Raw genomic sequence first — 20558 nt, 5'->3', positions numbered from 1 at the left:
GGCCCCGCTTATAAGGCAGATCCGCTTTGCGTCTTGGACGCCCCACCAACCGCCCTGCTGCAATCGACGCCATGACGACGAACCACCGGATCGCCCTGATCCCGGGCGACGGCATCGGCGCCGAGGTACTGCCCCCGGCACAGCAGGTGCTCGATGTGCTCGGCCGCCGCCACGGCTTCAGCCTGGCCTACACGTCGTACGACTGGGGTTGCGAGCGATACCTGCGCCAGGGCGCCATGATGCCCGCCGACGGGATCGACCAGCTGCGCGAGGCGGACGCGATCCTGCTGGGCGCGGTGGGATACCCGGGGGTGCCCGACCATGTCTCGCTGTGGGGACTGCTGATCCCGATCCGGCGCAGCTTCCGCCAGTACGTCAACCTCCGGCCCATCCGTGTCTTCGAAGGCATCGACAGTCCGGTGCGCGGCGCACGGCCGGGCGAGGTCGATGTCGTCGTCGTGCGCGAGAACATGGAAGGCGAGTACAGCGAGGTCGGCGGCCGGCTCAACAGAGGCTTCCCGGACGAGATCGCCGTGCAGGAGGCGGTGTTCACCCGGGCCGGCGTCACCCGCCTGCTGGACTACGCCTTCACGCTCGCCTCCCGGCGCGGCGGCCGCCTGACCTCAGCGACCAAGTCGAACGGCATCATCCACACCATGCCGTTCTGGGACCAGCTCGTCACCGAGCGGGCCGCCTCGTTCCCACAGGTCGCCTGGGACCAGGAGCACATCGACGCGCTCGCGGCCAAGTTCGTCCTCGAGCCGGCCCGCTTCGACGTCGTCGTCGCCTCCAACCTCTTCGGCGACATCCTCAGCGACCTCGCGGCCGCGGTCGCCGGATCCATCGGCATCGCCCCGGCGGCCAACCTCAACCCCGAGCGGGACTTCCCCTCGATGTTCGAGCCGGTGCACGGCTCCGCACCCGACATCGCGGGGAAGGGCATCGCCAACCCGCTGGGCGCGATCTGGTCCGCGGCCCTGATGCTCGACCACCTCGGCCACCCCGCCGCGGCCAGGGACATCACGGACGCGATCGCCGCGGTCCTGGCCAAGACCGATGTCCGCACCCGTGACCTGGGCGGAACGGCGACCACCGCCGAGTTCACCGACAAGCTGGTCGAGCTCCTCTGAGGCATCTCTCCCTGCCTCAAGGTGGCACACAGCGTTGACCTGCAGGTTTCCCGGGCTGATAGTGAACGCCACTCCCACGGGACGAACCGGAAGAAAGGAGCGACCTCATGAGCATTGCCAAGCGCGTCGCCGTGATCGGCGCAGGCAGCATGGGCAGCCAGGCCATGTGGCGGCTGGCCGCCCGCGGAGCCGAGGTCATCGGCTACGACCGGTACGCGCCGGGTCACGACCGCGGCGCGGCCGGGGGCGAGAGCCGCATCTACCGAGCCGCCCACCTCGGCGAGCGCGGGTACGTTCCGCTGCTGCGGCTCGCGGACCGGATGTGGGAGCAGCTCCAGGCGGAGACGGGCCGGTCGCTGGTACGCCGCAGCGGCAGCCTGGTGATGGCAGAGACCGCCTCACCGCCCATGCAACTCCTCCTCTCCACCAGCGCCGCCCAAGGGCTGGATCACGAGGTGCTGGACCGGGAGGAACTCGCCCGCCGTTACCCCCAGCACCGGCTCCCGGACGGACACACCGCCGTTCTCGACCGGTTGGGCGCCGTCATCAGACCCGAGGCCTCCATCCAGGCCGCCGCCACCCGCGCCGAACAACTGGGCGCCCGCCTGCACCGCTACACCACGGTGCGCGAGGTCGTCCCCGCGGCCGGCGGCGGGGTGCGGGTCGTCACCGACCAGGGCACGGACCACGTGGACGCCGCCGTGGTGACCGTGGGCCCATGGATCAACACCCTGCTCCCGGACCTCCCCCAGGCCATCGATGTCCGCCGGGTGATCTGCTCCTGGCACCTGCCCACCCGCCACGACTGGTTCGCGGGCGGTGCCCCTCCCTTTGTGCGCGCCACACCCCACGACTGCTTCGGAATCCCGTCGCCCGACGGCATCTCCGTCAAGCTCGGTCTCTCCTTCAAATACCATGCGCCCGTGCCCGAGCCCGAACGGCTCGACCGTACGGTCCGCCCCGAGGAACTCGGCATCTTCCGCGAGCTCATCGGTGAACTCATGCCCGACCTGAACCCCGACCCCATCAGGATGTCGGCCTACATGGAGGGCTACACCAAGTCCGGAAACCCGCTCGTCGGTCATCTCCCCGGCGAGGACGACATCATCGTCCTGGCCGGGTTCTCCGGCAGCGGCTTCAAGCTCTCGCCCGCGATGGGCGAGATCGCCGCCGACCTGGCGCTCGACGGCACCACGGAGCACCCCATCGACTTCCTCGCCCCGGCGGGAGTCGGCGCCACCTGACCCGGGACGAGCGTCGACGACATCGCCCCGCACCCCCGCACCCCCACACTCCGCACCCCATCCCGACATCCCTGTCATGGGCATGCCTGAAATCGGGGTTGCCCGCAACCAGTTCCCCGCAGCAAGAAAGTGAGCACTCCCATGCCCATTCCCTCGTTCCAGTGGCGCCCGAAGTACGTCTCGTTCGACTGCTACGGCACGTTGATCGACTGGCCGATGAACCCCATCACGCGTGAGCTCGTCGGTGACCAGATCCCCGCCGAGCACTGGGACCAGTTCGTCAAGGAGTTCCGCGGCTACCGCTACGACTCGGTCTGCGGCGAGTACAAGCCCTACGAGCAGACACTGCAGGACGCCTTCGAGGGCGTCTGCCGCAAGTGGGGCATCAAGGCCGCCCCGGACGCCGGCAAGCGGCTCGGCGACGGCGTCCGCAGCTGGGGCCCGCGCGCCGATGTGCCGGCACCGCTGAAGAAGATGGGCGAGAACTACAAGCTGGTGATCCTCTCCAACGCCGACAACTCCTTCCTCGCGGAGAGCGTGCCCCGGCTCGGCGCGGACTTCCACGCGGTCTTCACCGCGGAGCAGGCCGGCTGCTACAAGCCCCGCTACGCCGCGTTCGAGTACATGCTCGACCAGCTCGACGCGTCCCCTGAGGACTTCGTGCACGTCTCCTCGCACACTCGCTACGACCTGCTGCCGATGCACGACATGGGCTTCCGCAACCTCGTCCTCCTGGACCGCGGCAGCGACCCGGTCACCCACGGATACGACTACGTGACGGTGAAGTCCCTGGACGAGCTCAACACCATGCTCGGCATCTGACCCGCGACGCACAACTGTCCCGCACCGACACCTTCAAGGAGCCGCAGTCCATGTCGGCGACGCCCGCGTAGAACTCGCAGTACCGGGCCGAGGGCGACGTCTCCTGCCGCATCCTCGACCCGGCCGACAGCGGGGAGCACACGGCCCCCGCTGTCGGCCGACGGGCGGATCCCCTACGGCATGCACGGCCTCACCGCCGTCCCCGGCAAGGAACTGGCCTCCTGGCCGTCCCTTGGGACTCCGACACGGCCACGCGGCCCGACACCCTCCGCCCCCGGTCAGGGCGTCGGTTCCGAACGAGGCGGCTCGCCGCCTTGGACCCAGCTCCAGCTGCCGCTCTTTCCACGTCCCCAGCCGCTTCCCTTCTCGCGGCCGGCACCACCAGGAGGCACACCATGAAAGATGCCCGAATCGACCGCAGACTGTTCCTGCGAGGAATAGGCGGGGTTACGGCGGGCGTCGCCGCCGCGACCACCCTCAGCGCCTGTGGCACCGGCACCAGCCGTGTCTCGCCCGGCGAAGGCAAGGGCGGCAGCAAGACGGTAATCGTCCGCGACAGCGGCGGTTCCTACGGCGCCGCCCTGCAGAAGGCGATCTACACGCCGTTCACGCAGGAGACCGGTATCCAGGTCAAGGTACTGAACCTGGACAACGCCCCACTGCTCGCTCAGATCAAGCAGGGCCGGCCGCAGTGCGACCTCATCAACGACTCGATGATGTCTTTCACCAAGTACGTGGCCGAGGACGCCCTGGAGGCGCTGGATCTCGACCGGGTCAAGAGCGTGAAGAGCGCGAAGATCCCCAAGGCCCAGATCACCGACCATGCCATCGGCCACAGCTTCTACGGCCAGTGCATCGCCTACCGCACCGACGCCTTCGGCGGCCGCAAGCCCGAGTCGTGGGCGGACTTCTTCGACACCAAGGCGTTCAAGGGCGGCCGTGCGATGTGCAGCCCGGACGGTGACCTGCCGGAGCTGGAGTTCGCGCTGCTGGCCGACGGCGTGCCGATGGACAAGCTGTACCCCCTCGACGTTGACCGCGCGTTCAAGGTGCTGACCGAGCTGCGGGGTGACATCAAGAAGTTCTGGGACAGCGGGCCGCTGCCGGGTGTGCTGCTCAGCCGTCAGGAGGTCACCATGACCACCGTCTGGGACGGCCGGATTGCCGACCTGCAGAAGCAGGGCGTCCCGGTGGAGCGGCAGCTCAACGGCATCCGCCGCCAGTTTTCCGGCTACGCCATCGCCAAGGGCGCGGCGAACGTGGACAACGCCTACAAGCTCATGGACTTCTCGCTGCGCGCCGAGAGCCAGGCCGCGCTGGCCAAGGCCTTCCCGTCGAACCCGGCTTCCCCGCTGGCCTACGCCAAACTCACCGAGGAGCAGCGCAACGCGCTCGCGGGTGCGCCGAAGTACTACGACAAGGGCTTCGACGCGGACATCGACTGGTGGCTGAAGAACGAAGCGGCCGTCACCAAGCGCTGGCTGGAGTGGGCTCGTGGCTGAATTCGGTGTTGCCACACCGTCTGTCGAGGTGGCCGGCGTCAAGCCGGCCGCCGCGGCCGGCAAAGCGCTGTCGGTGGTGGCCCTGCGCAAGACATACGGGGACGTCGTCGCCGTGGACGATGCGTCGATGGAGATCGCGGCGGGTGAGTTCGTCACCTTCCTCGGCTCCTCGGGGTCGGGCAAGACCACGACGCTGATGATGATCGCCGGGTTCTGCGAACCCGACTCCGGCACCATCACCGTCGGCGGCCGGGACGTCACCCGCCTCGCGCCGCAGAAGCGGAACCTCGGTTTCGTCTTCCAGCAGTATCTGCTCTTCCCGCACATGACGGTCGCTGAGAACGTCGCTTTTCCGCTCACGCTGCGCGGAGTGGGCAAGGACGAGATCCGCCGGCGGGTGGGGGAGACGCTGGAGATCGCGGGCCTGTCCGGGTTCGGCGGCCGCAAGCCGCGTGAGCTGTCCGGTGGTCAGCAGCAGCGTGTGGCCCTGTGCCGGGCGCTGGTCTACCGCCCGCCGGTCATCCTCATGGACGAACCGCTCGGCGCGCTGGACAAAAAGCTGCGTGACCAGCTGCAGGTGGAGATCAAGACCATCCAGCAGGAACTGGGCCTGACCGTCATCTATGTGACGCACGATCAGGAGGAAGCGCTGGTGATGTCGGACCGTATCGCGGTGATGCGCAACGGTCTGATCGAGCAGTTCGACACCCCCCGCGAGCTGTTCGAGCGGCCCAGGACCCCCTTTGTGGCGGACTTCCTCGGTGCGGCGAACTTCCTGCCCGGCCGGGTGGACAAGCACGACGGCGAGCACACCCTGGTCCGCCTGGACAACAGCGGCGGCCTGCTCAAGGCCCGCCGCCACCAGCTGGCCCCCGGCACGCAGGTCAAGGTCGCGGTGCAGCCGGGCCGGCTGCGGGCCAGCGCCACAGACGACGGCTTCTGTACCGGCACGGTCGAGACCGCCACCTACGTCGGCACCTTGGTCCGCGCGGGCGTGCGCATCGACGGCAAGGACGCGCCCCTGCTGCGCCTGGAGGTCCCGGCCGGCCGCGGACCCGTCGCCGGTGAGCGGGTCGGGATCACCGCCGACCCCGACGACGTCAACCTCTTCCCCGCCGAACAGGACGGGTGAGCCATGGCCACCCTCACCGCCACCGCACCCGCCCGTCCGCGCAAGCTCCTCGCCTCGCGCCGCACAAGGGTCGGCATCCTCTACGCCCTGCCGGTCGTCGTCTACCTGCTGGTGCTGTTCATCTACCCGATCTTCAGCACCCTGCTGCTCAGCCTGAAGGACGCCGACGGATCGTTCACCCTGCACTGGTACGCCGACGCGCTGACCGGCGTCAACCTCTCCGTGCTGATCACCACGCTGCGGATCTCCGCCGAAACAGCCGTGCTGAGCCTGGTCTTCGGCTTTGTCCTGGCCAATGCCATCACCCGGCTCAAGCCCATCCTGGCGGGCCTTGCCATGCTGGTCGTCGTCGTGCCGCACTTCATCAGTGCCCTGGTGCGCACCTACGGCTGGATCATCATGCTCGGCGACAAGGGCCTGGTGAACGAGACCCTCGCGTGGGCACCGGGCGCCCCGTTCCAGCTGCTCTACAACGAGTTGGGCGTGGTCATCGGCACCACCTCCATGATGCTGCCCTACACCGTGCTGCTGCTGTACGGGGTGATGCGCGGGGTGGACCGCCGGCTGCTGGCGGCCGCGTCCAGCATGGGCGCGGGACGCGTGACCATCTTCCGCCGGGTGTATCTGCCGCTGGTCGCCCCGGGCCTGGCCAGTGCCGGACTGCTCAGCTTCATCCTGTCGCTGGGCTACTACATCACCCCGGCCCTGATGGGCGGACCCAACCAGACGATGATCGCCACCCTCATCAACCAGCAGGTCACCAAGGAGAACCAGTGGAACGGGGCCGCCGCGCAAGGCGTGATCCTGCTGGTCCTCACCCTGGCCGGACTGCTGCTGGTCAAGGCCGTCAGCTCCCTGGGCGCCAGCCGTAAGAAGAGGAGTGGGTCCTGATGGAGCTGCGCAGCAGCCTGGTCGGGCGGATCGCCCTGACCGCCGTGGCCACCGTGATCCTGCTGTTCCTGGCGCTGCCGATCGTCGTCATCCTCGTCACCTCCTTCAGCGACAACGCCTTCGCCGCCTTCCCGCCCGAGGCATGGACGCTGAACTGGTACAAGGCCCTGTTCGCCGACGGCAGCAAATGGCCCGCCGCACTGTCCCTGTCCGCCCTGATCGCCGCCCTGAGCACCGTGTTCTCGCTGGTCATCGGGGTGACCGCGGCGACCGCGCTGGTCCGCAGCGAACTCCCGCTGCGTTCGGCGGTGTTCGCCCTGGTCCTCGGACCGCTGGTCATCCCGCAGATCGTCACCGCGCTCGGTTTGTTCCTGTTCTTCGAGCCGGCCGCGATGCTGGGCAGCCCGATCGCCATCGCGCTGGGTCACACCGTGCTGGCCTCGCCGATCGCGGTCCTCATCCTGATCGCGACACTGCGCGGCATCGACGAACGCCTGGAGGACGCCGCGGCCAGCATGGGCGCGGGCCGGCTGACGATCGCCCGGCGCATCACCTTCCCGCTGGCCGCGCCGGGCATGATCGCAGCCGCGATCTTCTCCTTCATCACCAGCTTCGACGAGTTCTACATCTCCCAGTTCCTCTCCTCCGTCGACACCGTCACCCTGCCCGTGCGGGTCTACAACTCCCTCACCTTCGAGATCGACCCCAGCGTGACCGCGGTCAGCGCGATCCTCACCGCCTTCGCCATCCTCGCCCTGGGCCTGGTGGCCCTGGTGCGCTGGCTCGGCTCCGGACGGCAGGACTCCCTGATCTCGGTCGAGAACACGGTGGGAGTCGCCAACCCGGGAGGCGAGGCCGTATGACCACCGGCGACGCCACCGCTCAGCGGCACCTGCTGCACACATGACCGCCAACGGCTCGCTCAGCCCCAGGGCGAGGATCTCCTCGTCGTCCAGCGAGGGGAGAGCCCGTACATCGACGACGCGGACGGCAGGCGCTTCATCGACGGCCTGTGGGGGCCGGCCCGCGTCGGCCTGGCCGTCGACCTGATCCCGCGCCGACTGCGCGAGACCGGCCTCCTCGTCCGCGTCCGCAACCGCTTTGTGCCGCTGATCGGATCCAGCCCTCGCTGATCAGCGACCGCAGCCCCGTCGCCGGGCTCCTGGTGGTGCCCGGCCGCGCCCCGCCCCCTTCGAAACTCCCCGCTAAGGACCCGACATGAAGACGATTCCCTACTGGATAGAAACCGCAGGGGCGTTTCCCGACCGGTCCGGCAAGCCGCTGACCGAGGACACCGACCTGGTGGTCGTCGGCGCCGGCCTGACTGGCCTGTCCACCGCCCTGCACTCCGCCCGCAAGGGCGCCCGTGTCACCCTCGTCGAGAAGGGCCAGATCGGCTCCGGTGCCTCCGCCCGCAACGGAGGCATGGCCAATCTGGGCTTCACCATCGGCGTACGCCAGGCCATCCGCCGGTACGGACCCGAACGGGCCCGCGAGATCTACAACTCCTACGGCGAGGCCGTGGACACCGTCGAGCGGCTCGTGAACGAGGAGTCCATCGACTGCCAGTTCCGCCGTGTCGGACGCCTGGCCCTCGCCTCCCGCCCCGCTCACTTCGAGAGCCAGACGGCCCAGCAGCGCGCCCTGGCCAAGCACTTCGGACACGAGACCACGCTGATCGGCAAGTCCGAGCTGCGTTCCGAGATCGGATCCGACGCCTACCACGGCGGCCTGCTCGACCCGTTCAGCGCCGCCCTGCACGTCGGCCGCTTCGTGCGCGGGATGGCCGAGGCGTGCGAGCGCACCGGTGTCGAGATCCACGAGCGCAACGCGGCCATCGGCGTGCGGCGTACCGCCACCGGCCGGTACGAGGTCAGCACCGAGCGCGGTGTGATCCGTGCCGGGCAGGTCATGATGGCCACCGACGCCTACACCGACAACAACTTCCCCTGGCTGCGCCGCCAGCAGGTCTGCGTGGGCAGCTTCATCATCGTCACCGAGCCGCTGGGCGAGGAGCTCGCCCGGGACATCATCCCCAAGGCCCGCCTCCTCGTCGACTCCAACAAGGTCTGCCACTACTTCCGGCTCACCCCGGACAACCGGCTGCTGTTCGGCGGCCGCGCCCGCTTCGCACCGTCCGACCCCACTTCGGACAAGAAGAGCGGACAGGTCCTGTTCCGTGATATGTGCGCGACCTTCCCCCAGCTCTCCCGCACCAAGATCGAATACCTGTGGGGCGGCTCCGTCGGCTTTGCCATGGACCGCATCGTGCACGCCGGTCAGACCGAGGACGGCGTCTACTACTCCATGGGCTACTCCGGCCACGGTGTGCAGATGGCCACCCACATGGGGCACGTCATGGCCGAGGTGATGGACGGCCACCCCGAGGTCAGCCCCGTCCGCGACATCGCCCCGCCCCGCATCCCCCTCTACAACGGCACCGCCTGGTTCCTGCCCTTCGCCGGCGCCTACTACAAGACGCTGGACCGCATCCGCTGACCGGTCGACAGCCTGCCTGGGCAGCACCGGAAGCCAAGAAGGTCCTCGCACCGACCGCGCGTGGCCCAACCGCTCAGCACAAGGGCCTGTTGCCCGCCGAGAGACTCACCGACCTGCTGCGCGCCGTGACCGTGGAGCGCAGCCGTCAGGCCCTGGTCCCCGGATGCACGACGAACCTGGTTGAACTCGACCCGGTGACGCCGGGTATGTCCGTTCTCGATTCACATCGACCCCGAAACCAATAGAGGAAAAAAGCATGTCGCTCCTGAAGACCATCGACACCGACCCCTCCTTCGCACCCAGCGAGTCCGGCCCGCTGCCGGAACGCCTGATCTCCGGCGACCCGACGTACAAGACCTGGGCCCAGGACACCGCCCGTGACGGAAAGATCAACACGGGCGTCTGGGAAGCCACGCCCGGCGAGACGCGCTCGATCAAGGGCGAGACCTTCGAGTTCTGCCACATCCTCTCCGGCGTCATCGAACTCACGCCGGAAGGCGGCGAGCCGGTGATCTACCAGGCAGGCGACAGCTTCGTCATGAAGCCGGGCTACGTCGGTGTCTGGAAGACCATCGAAACCGTGCGCAAGATCTACCTGACCGTGTCGTAACGCCGACGCCTCACCCCGCAGGGCACGATCGGCGTCGGGACCTCTCGCGACGGCAACCTGCCCAGTAGACACATGTCCTCGATGCCCCGAGGACCGCGCTGAGGCAGAAATGCGGCTCAGAGACGGGGTATGCGCCGATGGGACCGGCGGCTGCCGCCCGGTCCCATCCGTACTGCTCGACGTCGCCGCGTGGAAAGCAGACGGGCACACGGAGGCCCAGATCGAAGAGGCCCTCCGTGCGCCCGCGGCCCGCAGGCGGTGGGTGGCCAAGCACACCGCCAGTTCTCCAGCGCCCCGCGCAGACGGCAGCGGACCGTGGCGGCCGGCTCGACGGCATGGTCCGGCCGAGCGTGCGAAGCACCGTAAGCGCAACGGTGCGCACCACAAGCAGAAAGCCACCGGCAGCTTCAATCCTGGTGATCTCACCGCGCGGGATCCATCCGCGACTGCCAAGCGTGGAGAACTGCATCCGATCAGGTCGAGAAGCGTTCGGCCATATCCGTTCCGGTGTCGTTCTCCGGGCGCGGGCGCGGGCGGTGAGGCGGGCGGGCAGGTGGTCGCTTCAGCGGATCGTTTGCCGGCTCGGCGGCGACGAGTTCGGGCTCGTCGTGCAGGAGAGGGTGCAGGCGTCGAGATCGGCGGCGATCGTGGCGGCCAGCACCCAGGCGGCGTTCATCTGCCAGGACCTCGAGGGCAGCAGCCCAAGGCTGACCCGTTTTATCGCCTTCACAGTGTCCTCGACCTCGGCGTGATCAAGGTAGCGGGCGTCTACGAACCACACCTGCCTGGAGCCGGGAACTCCGGAAAGCCCGTGGTGAGCGGGGATGTTCGTGGCGAGGATCTGGTAGCGCCGACCGGTGTGTCTCTCGAAGCCGGTCAGCTTCTTCGTATCCCGCCGTGAGGGCTTGAGCCGGCGCACGATCAGCCGCATCCCGGTCGGCCAGCCGGTCAGGTCTGGTCAACTCGGCGACATGGCAGGAAACCATGTCGCCGCAGGTCGCTTGAGCTCGTGGACCTTGCCGTCCTGCCGCAGCGCGGCCGTCCACACCTTCTCCGGCAGCAGCGCGATGGCCTGCTCGTCCGTGGCGTTGACGGCCCAGCCGGTCACCCAGCGCACCCGGCGCCGGCTCGTGGACAGCTGGTGGAGATGATCGAGCAGGGCGTGGCTGGAGGCCGCGCCGTCGACCTGTACCAGCAGCTTCGACCACAGCGGCAGCGGAGCTGCCGAACTGCGAGGCCAGGACCCGTCTTGTGGTCGGTAACGTCGTTGGGCGGGGCGGGGCGGGGCGGGGCGGGGCGGGGCGGGCCGGGCCGGGCCGCAGCAGCATGGCGACGCACTCACGGGTGTTGGCCACCCACGCACTCAGCGGCATGTGACCGAAGCTGCCCCTTGAAGGTGCCCGCCGCGTCTTCCTTGTGGCCGGTGCAGGTGACGATGGTCGTGTCCAGGTCGAGGACGTACCAGTTGGCCGGCTCACGGCCGCACACCGAGATCCGGGGGAAGCCGCCGGGTCGCAGGGCGAGCAGCGTCCACACCACGCGGCGTATCGCGGCGTGGGCGCGCTCGATCCGGGCCCGCGACGGGGGCGTCGATCGCCGCGAGAGCACGGCGCGAAGTGCTGTCCGAGACCGTTCGGCCGAACACCGCCCGCCAGTGGTACTGGAGTTGCTCGGCTGCGAAGTGTTCGTCGCACCGGGCACGATTGCGCAGGCGAGCTGGACCAGCGCCGTGCCCCGGTTCCGCCGGTCGGGCGCGGTGCCCCTCGGCAACGCCGCGTTCAGCGCAGTGGCCAGGCCGACGCGGGTGGCAACCTTCCGCAGCAGCACCGCCCGCGTGCCCGATCAGCTTCTTGCCGTCGGCCCCCAGGGCAAGCCGATGATCCCAGCCGGTACTCCTCACCCGTTGGGTGCCTCTTCCTCGCGGTCTTCTTGATCTGGACAGTCCAGATCATCGCAGGCGGGAGGCACCCTTCTGCTGTCAGGGCGTCAGGCGATCGTTCAGCTGGCTTCATGAGCCGGTGCTACAGACAGTCAGGCGCGCCCCATCCACAGATCTGACAATTTTCCGGTCGCGCCACTGCCCAGAGAGTCGAGCTCGGCGCGCAAGGGGATCAATGCACCACGTCACTGATGTGGTTGATGCAGACGACCTTGGGCTGGGTCATCTCCTCGAAGGCGAAGCGCACGCCTTCGCGGCCCATGCTGCCGTACTTGAACCCGCCGAACGGCATGGCGTCGAAGCGGTAGTCGGACGAGTCGTTGATCATGACTCCGCCGGCTTCCAGCTGCTGGGCCGCGGTCAGGGCGCGGTCCAGGCGGGAGGTGAAGATGCCGGCGTGGAGGCTGTAGTCGATGGCGTTGGCCTGCTCGATGGCGTCCTCGAAGGACGTGAACGGCTGCAGCACGACGACCGGGGCGAACACCTCCTCCTGCCAGATCGAGCAGGTCGCCGGGACGCCTTCGAGGACGGCCGGCGTGTACAGGGCGCCGGTGGCGTTGTTGCCGCACAGCAGCACGGCGCCTTCGGCCACCGCCGTGTCGACCTTGGCCCGGGTGGCGGCCGCGGCCTCCTGCGTGATCATGGGGCCGACGTCGGTGCGCTCGTCGAGCGGGTCGCCGACGCGCAGCAGCCTGGTGCGGGCGACGAACGCGTCACGGAAGCGTTCGTAGACCTCGGCCGCGATCAGGATCCGCTGGGTGCCGATGCAGTTCTGGCCCGCGGCCCAGAAAGCGCCGGAGACACAGGAGGCGACGGCCTCGTCGAGGTCGGCGTCGTCCATGACGATGACCGGGGCGTTGCCGCCGAGGTCCATGGCGAGCTTCTTCAGGCCGGCGGTGCGGGAGATGGCCTCGCCGGTGGCGAAGCCTCCGGTGAAGGACACCATGCGCACGTCGGGAGCGGCCACGATCGCGGCGGCGATGCCGGCATCGCCGTTGACGACGGTGACGATCTCCTCGGGCAGACCGGCCTCGATGAGCGTGTCGACCAGGCGCAGCGCGGACAGCGGCGTCAGCGCGGACGGTTTGAGGATGACCGCGTTGCCGCCGGCGATGGCCGGGCCGAGTTTGTGGGCGACCAGGTTGAGGGGGTCGTTGAACGGGGTGATGGCGGCGATGATGCCCAGTGGTTCGCGGGTGAACCAGCCCTGCCGTTTCTCCGACCCCTCATACGAGTCGAAGGGGATGACCTCGCCGGCGTTGCGTCGTGCCTCTGCCGCGGACAGGGACAGGGTGTTGACCGCGCGGGCGACTTCCTTGCGGGCCTGGACGATGGTCTTGCCCGCCTCGCTGACGATCAGCTGGGCGAAGGACTCGGAGCGCAGCTCGATCAGGCGGGCGGCGCGTTCCAGGACCGCGGCTCTGGAAGCGCGGGACAGGGCGGCCGCGGTGCGGCGCCCGCACCTGGCCTGCTGCAGGATGCTGCCGATGGCGCCTGCGTCGGCGGTGGGGACCGAGGCGATGACCTCGCCGGTGTAGGGGTTGTGCACGGGCGCCGTGTCGGCGCCCAGTTCGATGCCGGGGGGTACGACGGTGTCAGACACGGTGAGTCTCCTTCAGTACGGGGCACGTGGGCGCGGCGTAGTCGTCGGCGTGGCGCTGGTGGATGGCGGTGAGGTCCGACAGCAGGGCGTAGGCGGTCTCGATGCGGCCGGCGCCGGGCCCGGACACCGCGACGGTGCCGAGGAGGCTCGGGACGTGGACGTCGATGGTGCCTCGGGCGCCCGCTCGCCCGCCGCCGATGCGGGCCACGGCCTCATGGGCGGCGACCCTGGCGGCCGGGTCGGCGGTGAGGAGTTGTGCGGTGGAGGTCATGTCAATCACTTGCTTTCCTCTGCTCGCAGTCGCGGTAGAACGGCTGCCAGATGCGCTGCGAGACCAGGACGCCGCCCAGCGGGGCGTAGCCGGAGGTGATGCCCTTGGGGAAGGTGACCAGGTCGGGGTCGAGGCCGTACCGCTCATCCTCGTGCGCTTTCTGCTCGGTGGCTGCGGTAGTCGTGGAGCCAGCCAAGACCGTCGCTCGTGCCGGCGCGGGGGCGGTACTCGCAGCCGGTCCACCCGTCGAAGCCCAGCTCGTCGACCACGTCGAGCAGGTGGCGGACGTTGAACTCACCCTGGTCGGGCTCGCCCCGGTCGGGCACGCCCGCGATCTGCAGATGACCGACCCGGCCGGTCGGCAGGTCGCGGCGCAGTGTCGTGGTGAGGTCGCCCTCGACGATCTGGCAGTGGTAGAGGTCGAGTTGCACCTTGAGATGGGAGGCTCCTACCTCCTGCACCACGGCGTGGGCCTCGGCCTGGGTGCTCAGGAAGTACCCCGGCATGTCTCGGCCGTTGATCGGCTCGATCAGGATGTCGACGCCCGCCGCGGCGGCCCGTTCCGCGGCCCAGGCCAGGTTGGTCAGGTAGGTGTCGCGGTGCTTGGCCCGCTCGGCCGGTGTCGCGTCCGGTCGGAGAAGCCCGGCCATCAGGTGCACCCGAGGGCAGCCCAGCACCCCCGCGTACTCCAGCGCCCGGTCCACTCCGGAACGCACCTGCGCCTCACGTCCGGGCAGTGCCGCCATCCCGCGCTCTCCGGATTCCCACGCCCCTGCAGGTGCGTTGAAGAGCACCTGCATCAGGCCGTGGTCGTCGAGCCGGCGGCGCAGCTCGGCGGCGTCGTACGCATAGGGGAAGAGGTACTCGACCCCCTGGAAGTTATCAGCCGAGGCCGCGGCGAAGCGGTCGAGGAAATCGTGCTCGTTGTACATCATGGACAGGTTCGCTGCGAACTTCGGCATGCTGGCTCCTGTGTTCCGGCCGGGGACGGCCACGGTCAGTGGTTCGATCACCTCGCTCCGCAGCCTCCCTGCCATTGCGTGGTCTCCGAGGCCCTCTCCGTGGCATGGGCAGGTTCAGCCGTCTGCTCGTGCAGCACACGCACCGCGTTCTCCGTTCCGCTGCGCGGGCTGGAGAGCACGGGCTTGCCGACCGCTTCGGCGATGGCGGGAGCCAGCGGTGCCATGGACGCCTGGGCCAGCACGATCACGTCGACCTCCTTGGCCAGCGCCCGTGCCCCGTCCAGCACCATCGCGTCGTGGCGGTCGCGGTCACCGGACATCAGCACCGAGAAGGCGCCCTCGCAGAGCAGCTCCTGGACGGTGATGTCGCGGCCGGCCGCCCGGGCCTTCTCCTCGACGAGGGCACGGGTCGGCGGCAGCGTCGTGGGGACCGTGGCAAGGACGCCGATGGCGCCCGCGGTCTCGACCGCGGACGCGGCCATCGCGTCGTCGATCTTGATGATCGGGATGGAGACCAGGCGTCGGGCCACGTCGATGGCCGGACCGACCGAGGAGCAGGCGGAGAAGATGACGTCGGCGCCCGCGGCCTGTGCGGCCTGAGCCAAGTGCACCATGCGCTGCGTGCTGGCAGGCGAGACCTCACCGTCGCGCATCACGGCAGCGAGCACGTCGCTGTCGACGAAGTGCAGGACCTTGGCGTCCGGCGCGAGTTCCGAGAGGTACTCGTTGATGACCGAATCGGCGTCGACGAACAGCAAACTGGTGTGCAACACGGCGATCGAGGCAATGGTGGACATGATGTCTCCAACAGGGTGCGGGTATCGGCCCGCGTGCCCAGGAGGGCACGAGAGCGCGGGACAGAGCGGTGCGAACCGCGCGCAGCGCGCACGGCCGGGGGCGCACGACGGTCTTGTGTCTGGCGGTGTGGTGCGGCGAGGGCAGCGGGGCTTAATCAGGTCACGCGTGCGTTCCCTCGGCGCGGGGGCTCAGGCGGCCGATGACCTCCAGGGCGGCGCGGCGGACCGCGTCGCGGCCCGCCGCCCACAGGGAGACGACGTCGGCACCGGGCAACGCGGACGGGAGGGTCACGCGGGTGGCCTCCAGATAGGCGCGGCGCAGTTCGGCGTTGACGTTGACCTTGGCGACGCCTCGGGCCAGGGCGCCGTGCAGCTCCTCGACGGGCAGACCGCTGGCGCCGTGCAGGACGAGCGGGACGGTTACGGCCTCGTGGATCGCGGCCAGCCGCTCCAGGTCCAGGCGCACCGGGTGCTCGGTGAAGCCGTGGACGTTGCCGACGGCGACGGCGAGTGCGTCCACGCCCGTCGCGGCCACGAATTCGGCCGCCTGCCGCGGGTCGGTCATCGCCGCGGTGTGCGCGACGGCGTCGGTGGATACGTCCTCGTCGCCGGGGAGGGCACCGAGTTCGGCCTCCACCCAGGCGCCGTGGTCGCGGGCCCGGCGGACCGCCTCCTTCGTCAGCGCCATGTTCTCGGCGAACGGCAGGTGGGAGCCGTCGATCATGACGGAGGTGTAGCCCGCCTCGAGGCAGGCGGTGATCTCGTCCAGGTCCCGGCTGTGGTCGAGGTGCACTCCGAGAGGGGCCGTGGAGCGCGCGGCGGCGTCCAGCGCCAGCCGCATCAGGGCCTCGCGGCCGGCGTGCTTGAAGGGACTGGAGCCCGCCTGGATGACGACCGGCTGCCCGGCGGCCTCGGCGGCGGCCGTGATGCCCTGGACGGTCTCCAGGTTGTAGGCGACGAACCCCGGAAGGGCGTGACCGGCGGTTGCGGCCTCCTTCAGGGCATCGGTTCCGTGCAGCAGCATCAGGCGCTCCTGAGCAGGTCGAGGGCGTCGGCGAGGGCGTCCGCGCCCCCGACGTTCCCGGCGAAGACGATGTAGGGGATGCCGGCGGCGGGGCCGTCCACGGGCTCCCAGAGCGAAACGATGCCCGGCAGCAGGGTGCCCCGGGCCCAGGCACGGCGGATCCGAAGGCCGTGGGTGGCGGTGTCGCTGGAGGTGATACCACCCTTGGCGACGACGAAAGCGGGCCGCCGCGTGGCGTTGACCTGGCGCACGGCCTCGACGAGCGCGGCGGAGACCTTGCGGGAGATCGCCAGACTGTCATCCGCGTCGGCACCCGTCACCAGCACGCGAGAGGTGCGGATCACCGCGTCGGCCGAGTCCAGCGCGCCGACGGCCGCGGCCGCGACCTCGGCGATGTGGGCGTCACGCCGCTCCTCGTCGAGCAGCAGGGCCACGTCCAGCTCGTACTCGGCGATCCCGCCTCGCTCCCGCAGCCGGTCCAACTGCCGTGACGTCAGCGCGACATGTGACCCCACGACGATGAGACCGTGCGGTGCGTCGCCGCGCAGCGGGCGCAGTTCGGCCGGGGTGAGCGGTGCCCGCCCGGCCTGTCCGGCGCGGGCCCTGACGAAGGACGGCCCCACCCGGTACAGCAGCCGCGTGCCGTTCTCCTCCGCCTCCGCGAGGGCCAGGGCGAGCACGCGCAGGTCGTCGTCGCACACCGCGTCGACCACGGCCACCCGTCCGCCGCGCAGCGAGGACAGCAGCCGCGCCGTGTGCCCGGGGCCGCCGGCGCGCAGGTCGTCGAGGGTGACGCACAGGACCTCGGCCGCGGGGACGCGCCCGCCCGTCTTCTCCTCGACCCACTCGGGCAGCGACGAACTGCGGTAGCCGAAGGTGGCGTCACGGGCGAACTCGCTCATCCCGACCGGGACCAGCCCGTCGGCCGTCCGCATCCAGTGGCGGGAGCCGACCGTAAGCCGGCCCGCCTCGATGTAGGCGGGGACCAGCACCACTCCGTCCAGAGCTTTGCCGTCCAGCTCGGTGAGCTCCTCGGCGAGGACGTCGGTCTCCAGCGGGAAGTGGCCGCGCAGCGTCGAGTCGCCACGGCTGGCCAGGACATAACCGGTGCCCTCGGCCGCGGCGGCCGCGTGCAGGGCGCGGACCACCTCGCGGTTGCGCGCGGCGGCGTCATCAGCAGGCAGGCTGCGGGTGTTGGTGAGGACGAAGAAGACGCCACTGTCCTGGCGCAGCGCCCAGCGCAGGTCCTCAACCGTCCAGGACGTCAGGACGGGCACGTCGGCGACCGTCTGAGTGCCGGTGGGATCGTCGTCGAGGACGACGAGACGGGGACCGCCGGATACCCGGGCGGCCACTTCCGCGGCGCTCACCTCACGGACCGGGGGCAGCCCTTGAAGCACCGCTGCTTCGGGAACGGGCCGCGTCTGGGCATGGAGGGGTGGGGGCATGGCGAATTCCTGCTCCATTACGGGTAGTTGGGGGAGGGGGGAACGTCAGTCACACCAGGGCTTGACCGGGTCCCGCGACGGCCTCGGGACGGAGCAGCCCGGCGAGGTCCCCGGCGGGCAACAGGCCCTTGTCCAGGATGAGTTCGGCGACCCCGCGTCCGGTGGCGAGAGCCTCCTTGGCGATGCCGGTGGCCGCCTCGTAGCCGATGTACGGGTTGAGGGCGGTGACCAGGCCGATCGAGTTCTCCACCGCCGCTGGCATCGCCTGGGTGTTGGCCGTGATCCCCGCGACGCACCGCTCGGCCAGGGCCAGGCACGCGCGCTGAAGATGCGTGACGCTCTTCGAGAGGGAGTGCCAGATGACAGCGAAAGCCCGGTGATCTGCGACAAGTGGCGCCGCACCGACTCGGCGTAGCCGGCGGGGGCGTTGAGACCGGTGCCGATCGCGGTGGCACCGAGGTTGATCTCGTGAATCAGCTGCAGGTCGTGCTCGCTGCGGTGTGCTACGGCGGTCATGGCAGGCCGGGCCTTCTCTCGGAGCGTGTTCAGCGTGCGGGTGCGTGGCGTGCGGCAAGGGGGCGGGCGAGCACGACCCGCAGGGGCGGTGGGGACTTGCCACGATCACGCCGCGAAAAGTCTGGGCACTGTCACCGCCGTCGGTATCGGCTCAGAACGACTTATCCTTCGCCTTGTCGCAGGCGCCGCCGGACGGCAGGAACCAGGCGGTGGCGTCGTGGAAGGGGACGGGCACCTTCGCCGAATCGCCGGGTGTGCGTCACGCCCTCGGCCCCGCGATGCCGTCGCCGGGGACGAGGGCGAGGCGGTGGTTCTGGTTCGTCATACGGCCGATTGCAGCAGCGGGCGGGGCAGCGCGTCCAAGACTCAATCCCGATGTGCCTTATAAGGCAGCCCTATAAGGCGGCTCTATCGCGCGTGGACGCCCGCGTCCTGGACATGAGCCGGAAAACACCTTGGACATCGCCCTCGTCGCCCGCCGCGGTATCCCTGTCGTCCGCGGCCGCCGCGTTCGTCACGGACGCGACCTCGACCACCGACAGGTGATAGGCCCCGCTTATAAGGCAGATCCGCTTTGCGTCTTGGACGCCCCACGGACCACCCTGTTGCAATCGACGCCATGACGACGAACCACCGGATGGCCCTGATCCCGGGCGACGGCATCGGCGCCGAGGTACTGCCCCCGGCACAGCAGGTGCTCGATGTTCTCGGCCGCCGCCACGGCTTCAGCCTGTCCTACACGTCGTACGACTGGTCATGCGAGCGGGCGAGGAGGCCGGTCTCGCGCAGTCGGCGCGGGATCAGATCGACGACCAGGCCGACGCGGGCCGGCCCCCACAGGCCGGCGATGTGGTGCCTGCCGTCCGCGTCGTCGATGTACGGGCTCTCCCCTCGTTGGACGACGAGGAGATCCTCGCCCTGGGGGCTGAGCGAGCCGTTGGTGGTCATGTGTGCAGCAGGTGCCGCTGAGCGGTGGCGGCGCCGGTGGTCCTACGGCCTCGCCTCCCGGGTTGGCGACTCCCACCGTGTTCTCGACCGAGAGCAGCCCAGTCCGTCACCTTGAGCAGGCGCTGCTGAGGGGCACCACGTTCCTCGGTTCAGTGTCGGCCTTCCGTCATGGAGCCCACCAGGAGGCGATGGCCAAGGCTGCCGAGCCAACACGTTCGCCCGGCAGAGCGGGATCGAGACCACCCAGGACTCCTCCAGAGACTCGCCGAGCTCAAGGCGAGGGTCGAGAACCAGAGGACACCGCTGGAGCCCGCCCAGGCGCTGCGCGGGGTGCTCGCCGCCAATGCCACCTGGGACGTCATGACCGCCGCCGTGTGCGGTGCCGACCGGTCTCGATGAGCGCTCCGCCTTTGATGGACGGCCCGTGCTGGGCCCGGCCCTGCGGCCGTCGGAGTGGGGGCATCGATGGACGTACCACGCGGGGGAGTGCGCCCCGGGGCGGCGGGCAGGGCCGCCGCGGCTGACACAGGCCCACGGTGAGTGATGAGCGACCTGACGACGAGAGAGAGAACGCACCGATGACCTTCGCGACCACCACCGGTCAGGACGGAACGACCGTCCCCGGTCACACCGGCCAACTGCCGGGCCCGCTCCTCGATCAGGTGCTGCGGCAGTCCTTCGGGCTCGAGGGATACGTCCAGCACCCCCTGGGAGGGGAGGTCGACCAGAACGTCCGGATCACCGGCGACGACGGCACGCGCTACTTCGTACGGGTCACCCGCGCGGAGCCGGACTCGGCCGACGTTCTCTGGCAGAACGCGCTCCTCCAGCATCTGGCCGCCACCGTCCCCGACCTTCCGGTGCCACGGCTGGTCCCGACACACGAGGGGAAGTTCCTTGCCGCCGTCGTCCACGAGGGCCGAACGCACGTGGTCCGCGTGATGAGCTGGCTGGAGGGCCGGGTCCTGGCGGATCTCGACGACCATCCCGCGGCGCTGCTGCGTCAGCTGGGAGAGGCCGCCGGGCGGTTGAGCCTCGGACTCTCCGGCATGGAGCCGCCGGTGGGCCTGGCACCGCACGACTGGGACATGCGCCGGGCCGCTGAGATCGTCGAGGCGTCGCTGGACGCCGTCCGGGAGGCGGACCGGCGGGAGTCGGTGCGCACGATCATGGGCTGGTACGACGAGCTCCTGCCGGCATGGGACCGACTGCCGCACAGC

At 69.8% G+C, this 20558-nt stretch carries 21 protein-coding genes and 2 pseudogenes; 11 read left to right on the top strand and 12 right to left on the bottom strand.

From position 1 onward, the window contains the following. Positions 1 to 71 precede the first annotated feature (71 nt). The 9 genes from ACZ43N_RS38645 (at position 72) to ACZ43N_RS38605 (ending at position 9830) form a co-directional block, all read left to right on the top strand. The gene (locus ACZ43N_RS38645; protein ID WP_468104007.1) at positions 72 to 1130 is read left to right on the top strand and encodes a tartrate dehydrogenase; all 1059 of its coding nucleotides are present in this window, start codon (positions 72 to 74) and stop codon (positions 1128 to 1130) included. A gap of 107 nt (positions 1131 to 1237) precedes the next feature. After that, positions 1238 to 2374 (top strand): N-methyl-L-tryptophan oxidase, encoded by a 1137-nt coding sequence (solA, locus tag ACZ43N_RS38640; protein ID WP_468104005.1) that lies wholly within the window; start codon positions 1238 to 1240, stop codon positions 2372 to 2374. Positions 2375 to 2515: 141 nt separating this feature from the next. Next, positions 2516 to 3196 (top strand): haloacid dehalogenase type II, encoded by a 681-nt coding sequence (locus ACZ43N_RS38635; protein WP_468104003.1) that lies wholly within the window; start codon positions 2516 to 2518, stop codon positions 3194 to 3196. Between the two features lie 395 nt (positions 3197 to 3591). Continuing rightward, entirely contained in the window at positions 3592 to 4698 is a 1107-nt protein-coding gene (locus ACZ43N_RS38630; RefSeq protein ID WP_468104001.1) for an ABC transporter substrate-binding protein, read from the top strand. After that, positions 4691 to 5830, top strand: a complete 1140-nt coding sequence (locus ACZ43N_RS38625; protein ID WP_468103999.1) for an ABC transporter ATP-binding protein — start codon at positions 4691 to 4693, stop codon at positions 5828 to 5830. The genes ACZ43N_RS38630 and ACZ43N_RS38625 overlap by 8 nt, the downstream gene beginning before the upstream one ends. A 3-nt stretch (positions 5831 to 5833) precedes the next feature. Continuing rightward, entirely contained in the window at positions 5834 to 6721 is an 888-nt protein-coding gene (locus ACZ43N_RS38620) for an ABC transporter permease (protein ID WP_468103998.1), read from the top strand. Next, positions 6721 to 7584: an ABC transporter permease gene (locus ACZ43N_RS38615; RefSeq protein WP_468103996.1), complete on the top strand. Its 864-nt coding sequence runs from the start codon at positions 6721 to 6723 to the stop codon at positions 7582 to 7584. The genes ACZ43N_RS38620 and ACZ43N_RS38615 overlap by 1 nt, the downstream gene beginning before the upstream one ends. A gap of 355 nt (positions 7585 to 7939) precedes the next feature. Then, a complete protein-coding gene (locus ACZ43N_RS38610; RefSeq protein ID WP_468103994.1) occupies positions 7940 to 9220 on the top strand; it encodes an NAD(P)/FAD-dependent oxidoreductase in 1281 nt (426 codons plus the stop codon). Between the two features lie 256 nt (positions 9221 to 9476). After that, a complete protein-coding gene (locus ACZ43N_RS38605) occupies positions 9477 to 9830 on the top strand; it encodes a cupin domain-containing protein (protein ID WP_468103992.1) in 354 nt (117 codons plus the stop codon). Between the two features lie 562 nt (positions 9831 to 10392). Here the strand turns inward: ACZ43N_RS38605 and ACZ43N_RS38600 are convergent. The 11 genes and pseudogenes from ACZ43N_RS38600 to ACZ43N_RS38550 form a co-directional block, all read right to left on the bottom strand. Then, positions 10393 to 10761 (bottom strand): hypothetical protein, encoded by a 369-nt coding sequence (locus ACZ43N_RS38600; protein ID WP_468103991.1) that lies wholly within the window; start codon positions 10759 to 10761, stop codon positions 10393 to 10395. Between the two features lie 27 nt (positions 10762 to 10788). Then, positions 10789 to 11172, bottom strand: a complete 384-nt coding sequence (locus tag ACZ43N_RS38595; protein ID WP_468103989.1) for a hypothetical protein — start codon at positions 11170 to 11172, stop codon at positions 10789 to 10791. After that, positions 11169 to 11438 (bottom strand): hypothetical protein, encoded by a 270-nt coding sequence (locus ACZ43N_RS38590; protein WP_468103988.1) that lies wholly within the window; start codon positions 11436 to 11438, stop codon positions 11169 to 11171. The genes ACZ43N_RS38595 and ACZ43N_RS38590 overlap by 4 nt, the downstream gene beginning before the upstream one ends. Positions 11439 to 11941: 503 nt before the next feature. Beyond that, positions 11942 to 13372: an aldehyde dehydrogenase family protein gene (locus ACZ43N_RS38585; RefSeq protein WP_468103986.1), complete on the bottom strand. Its 1431-nt coding sequence runs from the start codon at positions 13370 to 13372 to the stop codon at positions 11942 to 11944. After that, a complete protein-coding gene (locus tag ACZ43N_RS38580; protein ID WP_468103984.1) occupies positions 13365 to 13643 on the bottom strand; it encodes a hypothetical protein in 279 nt (92 codons plus the stop codon). Before ACZ43N_RS38580 ends, ACZ43N_RS38585 begins: the two co-directional genes overlap by 8 nt. A 1-nt stretch (position 13644) precedes the next feature. Beyond that, positions 13645 to 13839 (bottom strand): hypothetical protein, encoded by a 195-nt coding sequence (locus ACZ43N_RS38575; protein WP_468103983.1) that lies wholly within the window; start codon positions 13837 to 13839, stop codon positions 13645 to 13647. Beyond that, positions 13787 to 14605 (bottom strand): 2-oxo-tetronate isomerase, encoded by an 819-nt coding sequence (gene otnI / locus ACZ43N_RS38570; RefSeq protein WP_468103982.1) that lies wholly within the window; start codon positions 14603 to 14605, stop codon positions 13787 to 13789. The genes ACZ43N_RS38575 and otnI overlap by 53 nt, the downstream gene beginning before the upstream one ends. A gap of 47 nt (positions 14606 to 14652) precedes the next feature. Next, on the bottom strand, positions 14653 to 15402 hold the full coding sequence (locus tag ACZ43N_RS38565; RefSeq protein WP_468103980.1) for an aspartate/glutamate racemase family protein: 750 nt from the start codon (positions 15400 to 15402) through the stop codon (positions 14653 to 14655). Between the two features lie 160 nt (positions 15403 to 15562). Then, a complete protein-coding gene (locus ACZ43N_RS38560) occupies positions 15563 to 16426 on the bottom strand; it encodes a class II fructose-bisphosphate aldolase (protein WP_468103978.1) in 864 nt (287 codons plus the stop codon). Next, positions 16426 to 17874 carry a four-carbon acid sugar kinase family protein gene (locus tag ACZ43N_RS38555; RefSeq protein ID WP_468103976.1) on the bottom strand — a complete coding sequence of 483 codons (1449 nt, stop codon included), beginning with the start codon at positions 17872 to 17874 and terminating at the stop codon, positions 16426 to 16428. Before ACZ43N_RS38555 ends, ACZ43N_RS38560 begins: the two co-directional genes overlap by 1 nt. Before the next feature lie 49 nt (positions 17875 to 17923). Next, positions 17924 to 18357, bottom strand: a pseudogene (locus ACZ43N_RS38550) (hypothetical protein); the annotation flags it as partial. A gap of 652 nt (positions 18358 to 19009) precedes the next feature. Here ACZ43N_RS38550 and ACZ43N_RS38545 point away from each other — a divergent pair. Then, positions 19010 to 19165 (top strand): annotated as a pseudogene (locus ACZ43N_RS38545) (tartrate dehydrogenase); the annotation flags it as partial. On the opposite strand, the gene ACZ43N_RS38540 reads toward ACZ43N_RS38545, so the two are convergent. After that, positions 19126 to 19338, bottom strand: a complete 213-nt coding sequence (locus ACZ43N_RS38540; protein WP_468104088.1) for a hypothetical protein — start codon at positions 19336 to 19338, stop codon at positions 19126 to 19128. The pseudogene ACZ43N_RS38545 and the gene ACZ43N_RS38540 overlap by 40 nt on opposite strands. 578 nt (positions 19339 to 19916) lie before the next feature. On the opposite strand from ACZ43N_RS38540, the gene ACZ43N_RS38535 reads away from it, so the two are divergent. Beyond that, the coding region (locus ACZ43N_RS38535; RefSeq protein ID WP_468103974.1) for a phosphotransferase at positions 19917 to 20558 on the top strand (642 nt) is incomplete at its 3' end.

The sequence above is a fragment of the Streptomyces sp. NPDC030814 genome (assembly GCF_055572155.1).
Note: the sequence above shows the minus strand (reverse complement) of the source record. Positions and strands in the feature narration are given on the sequence as shown.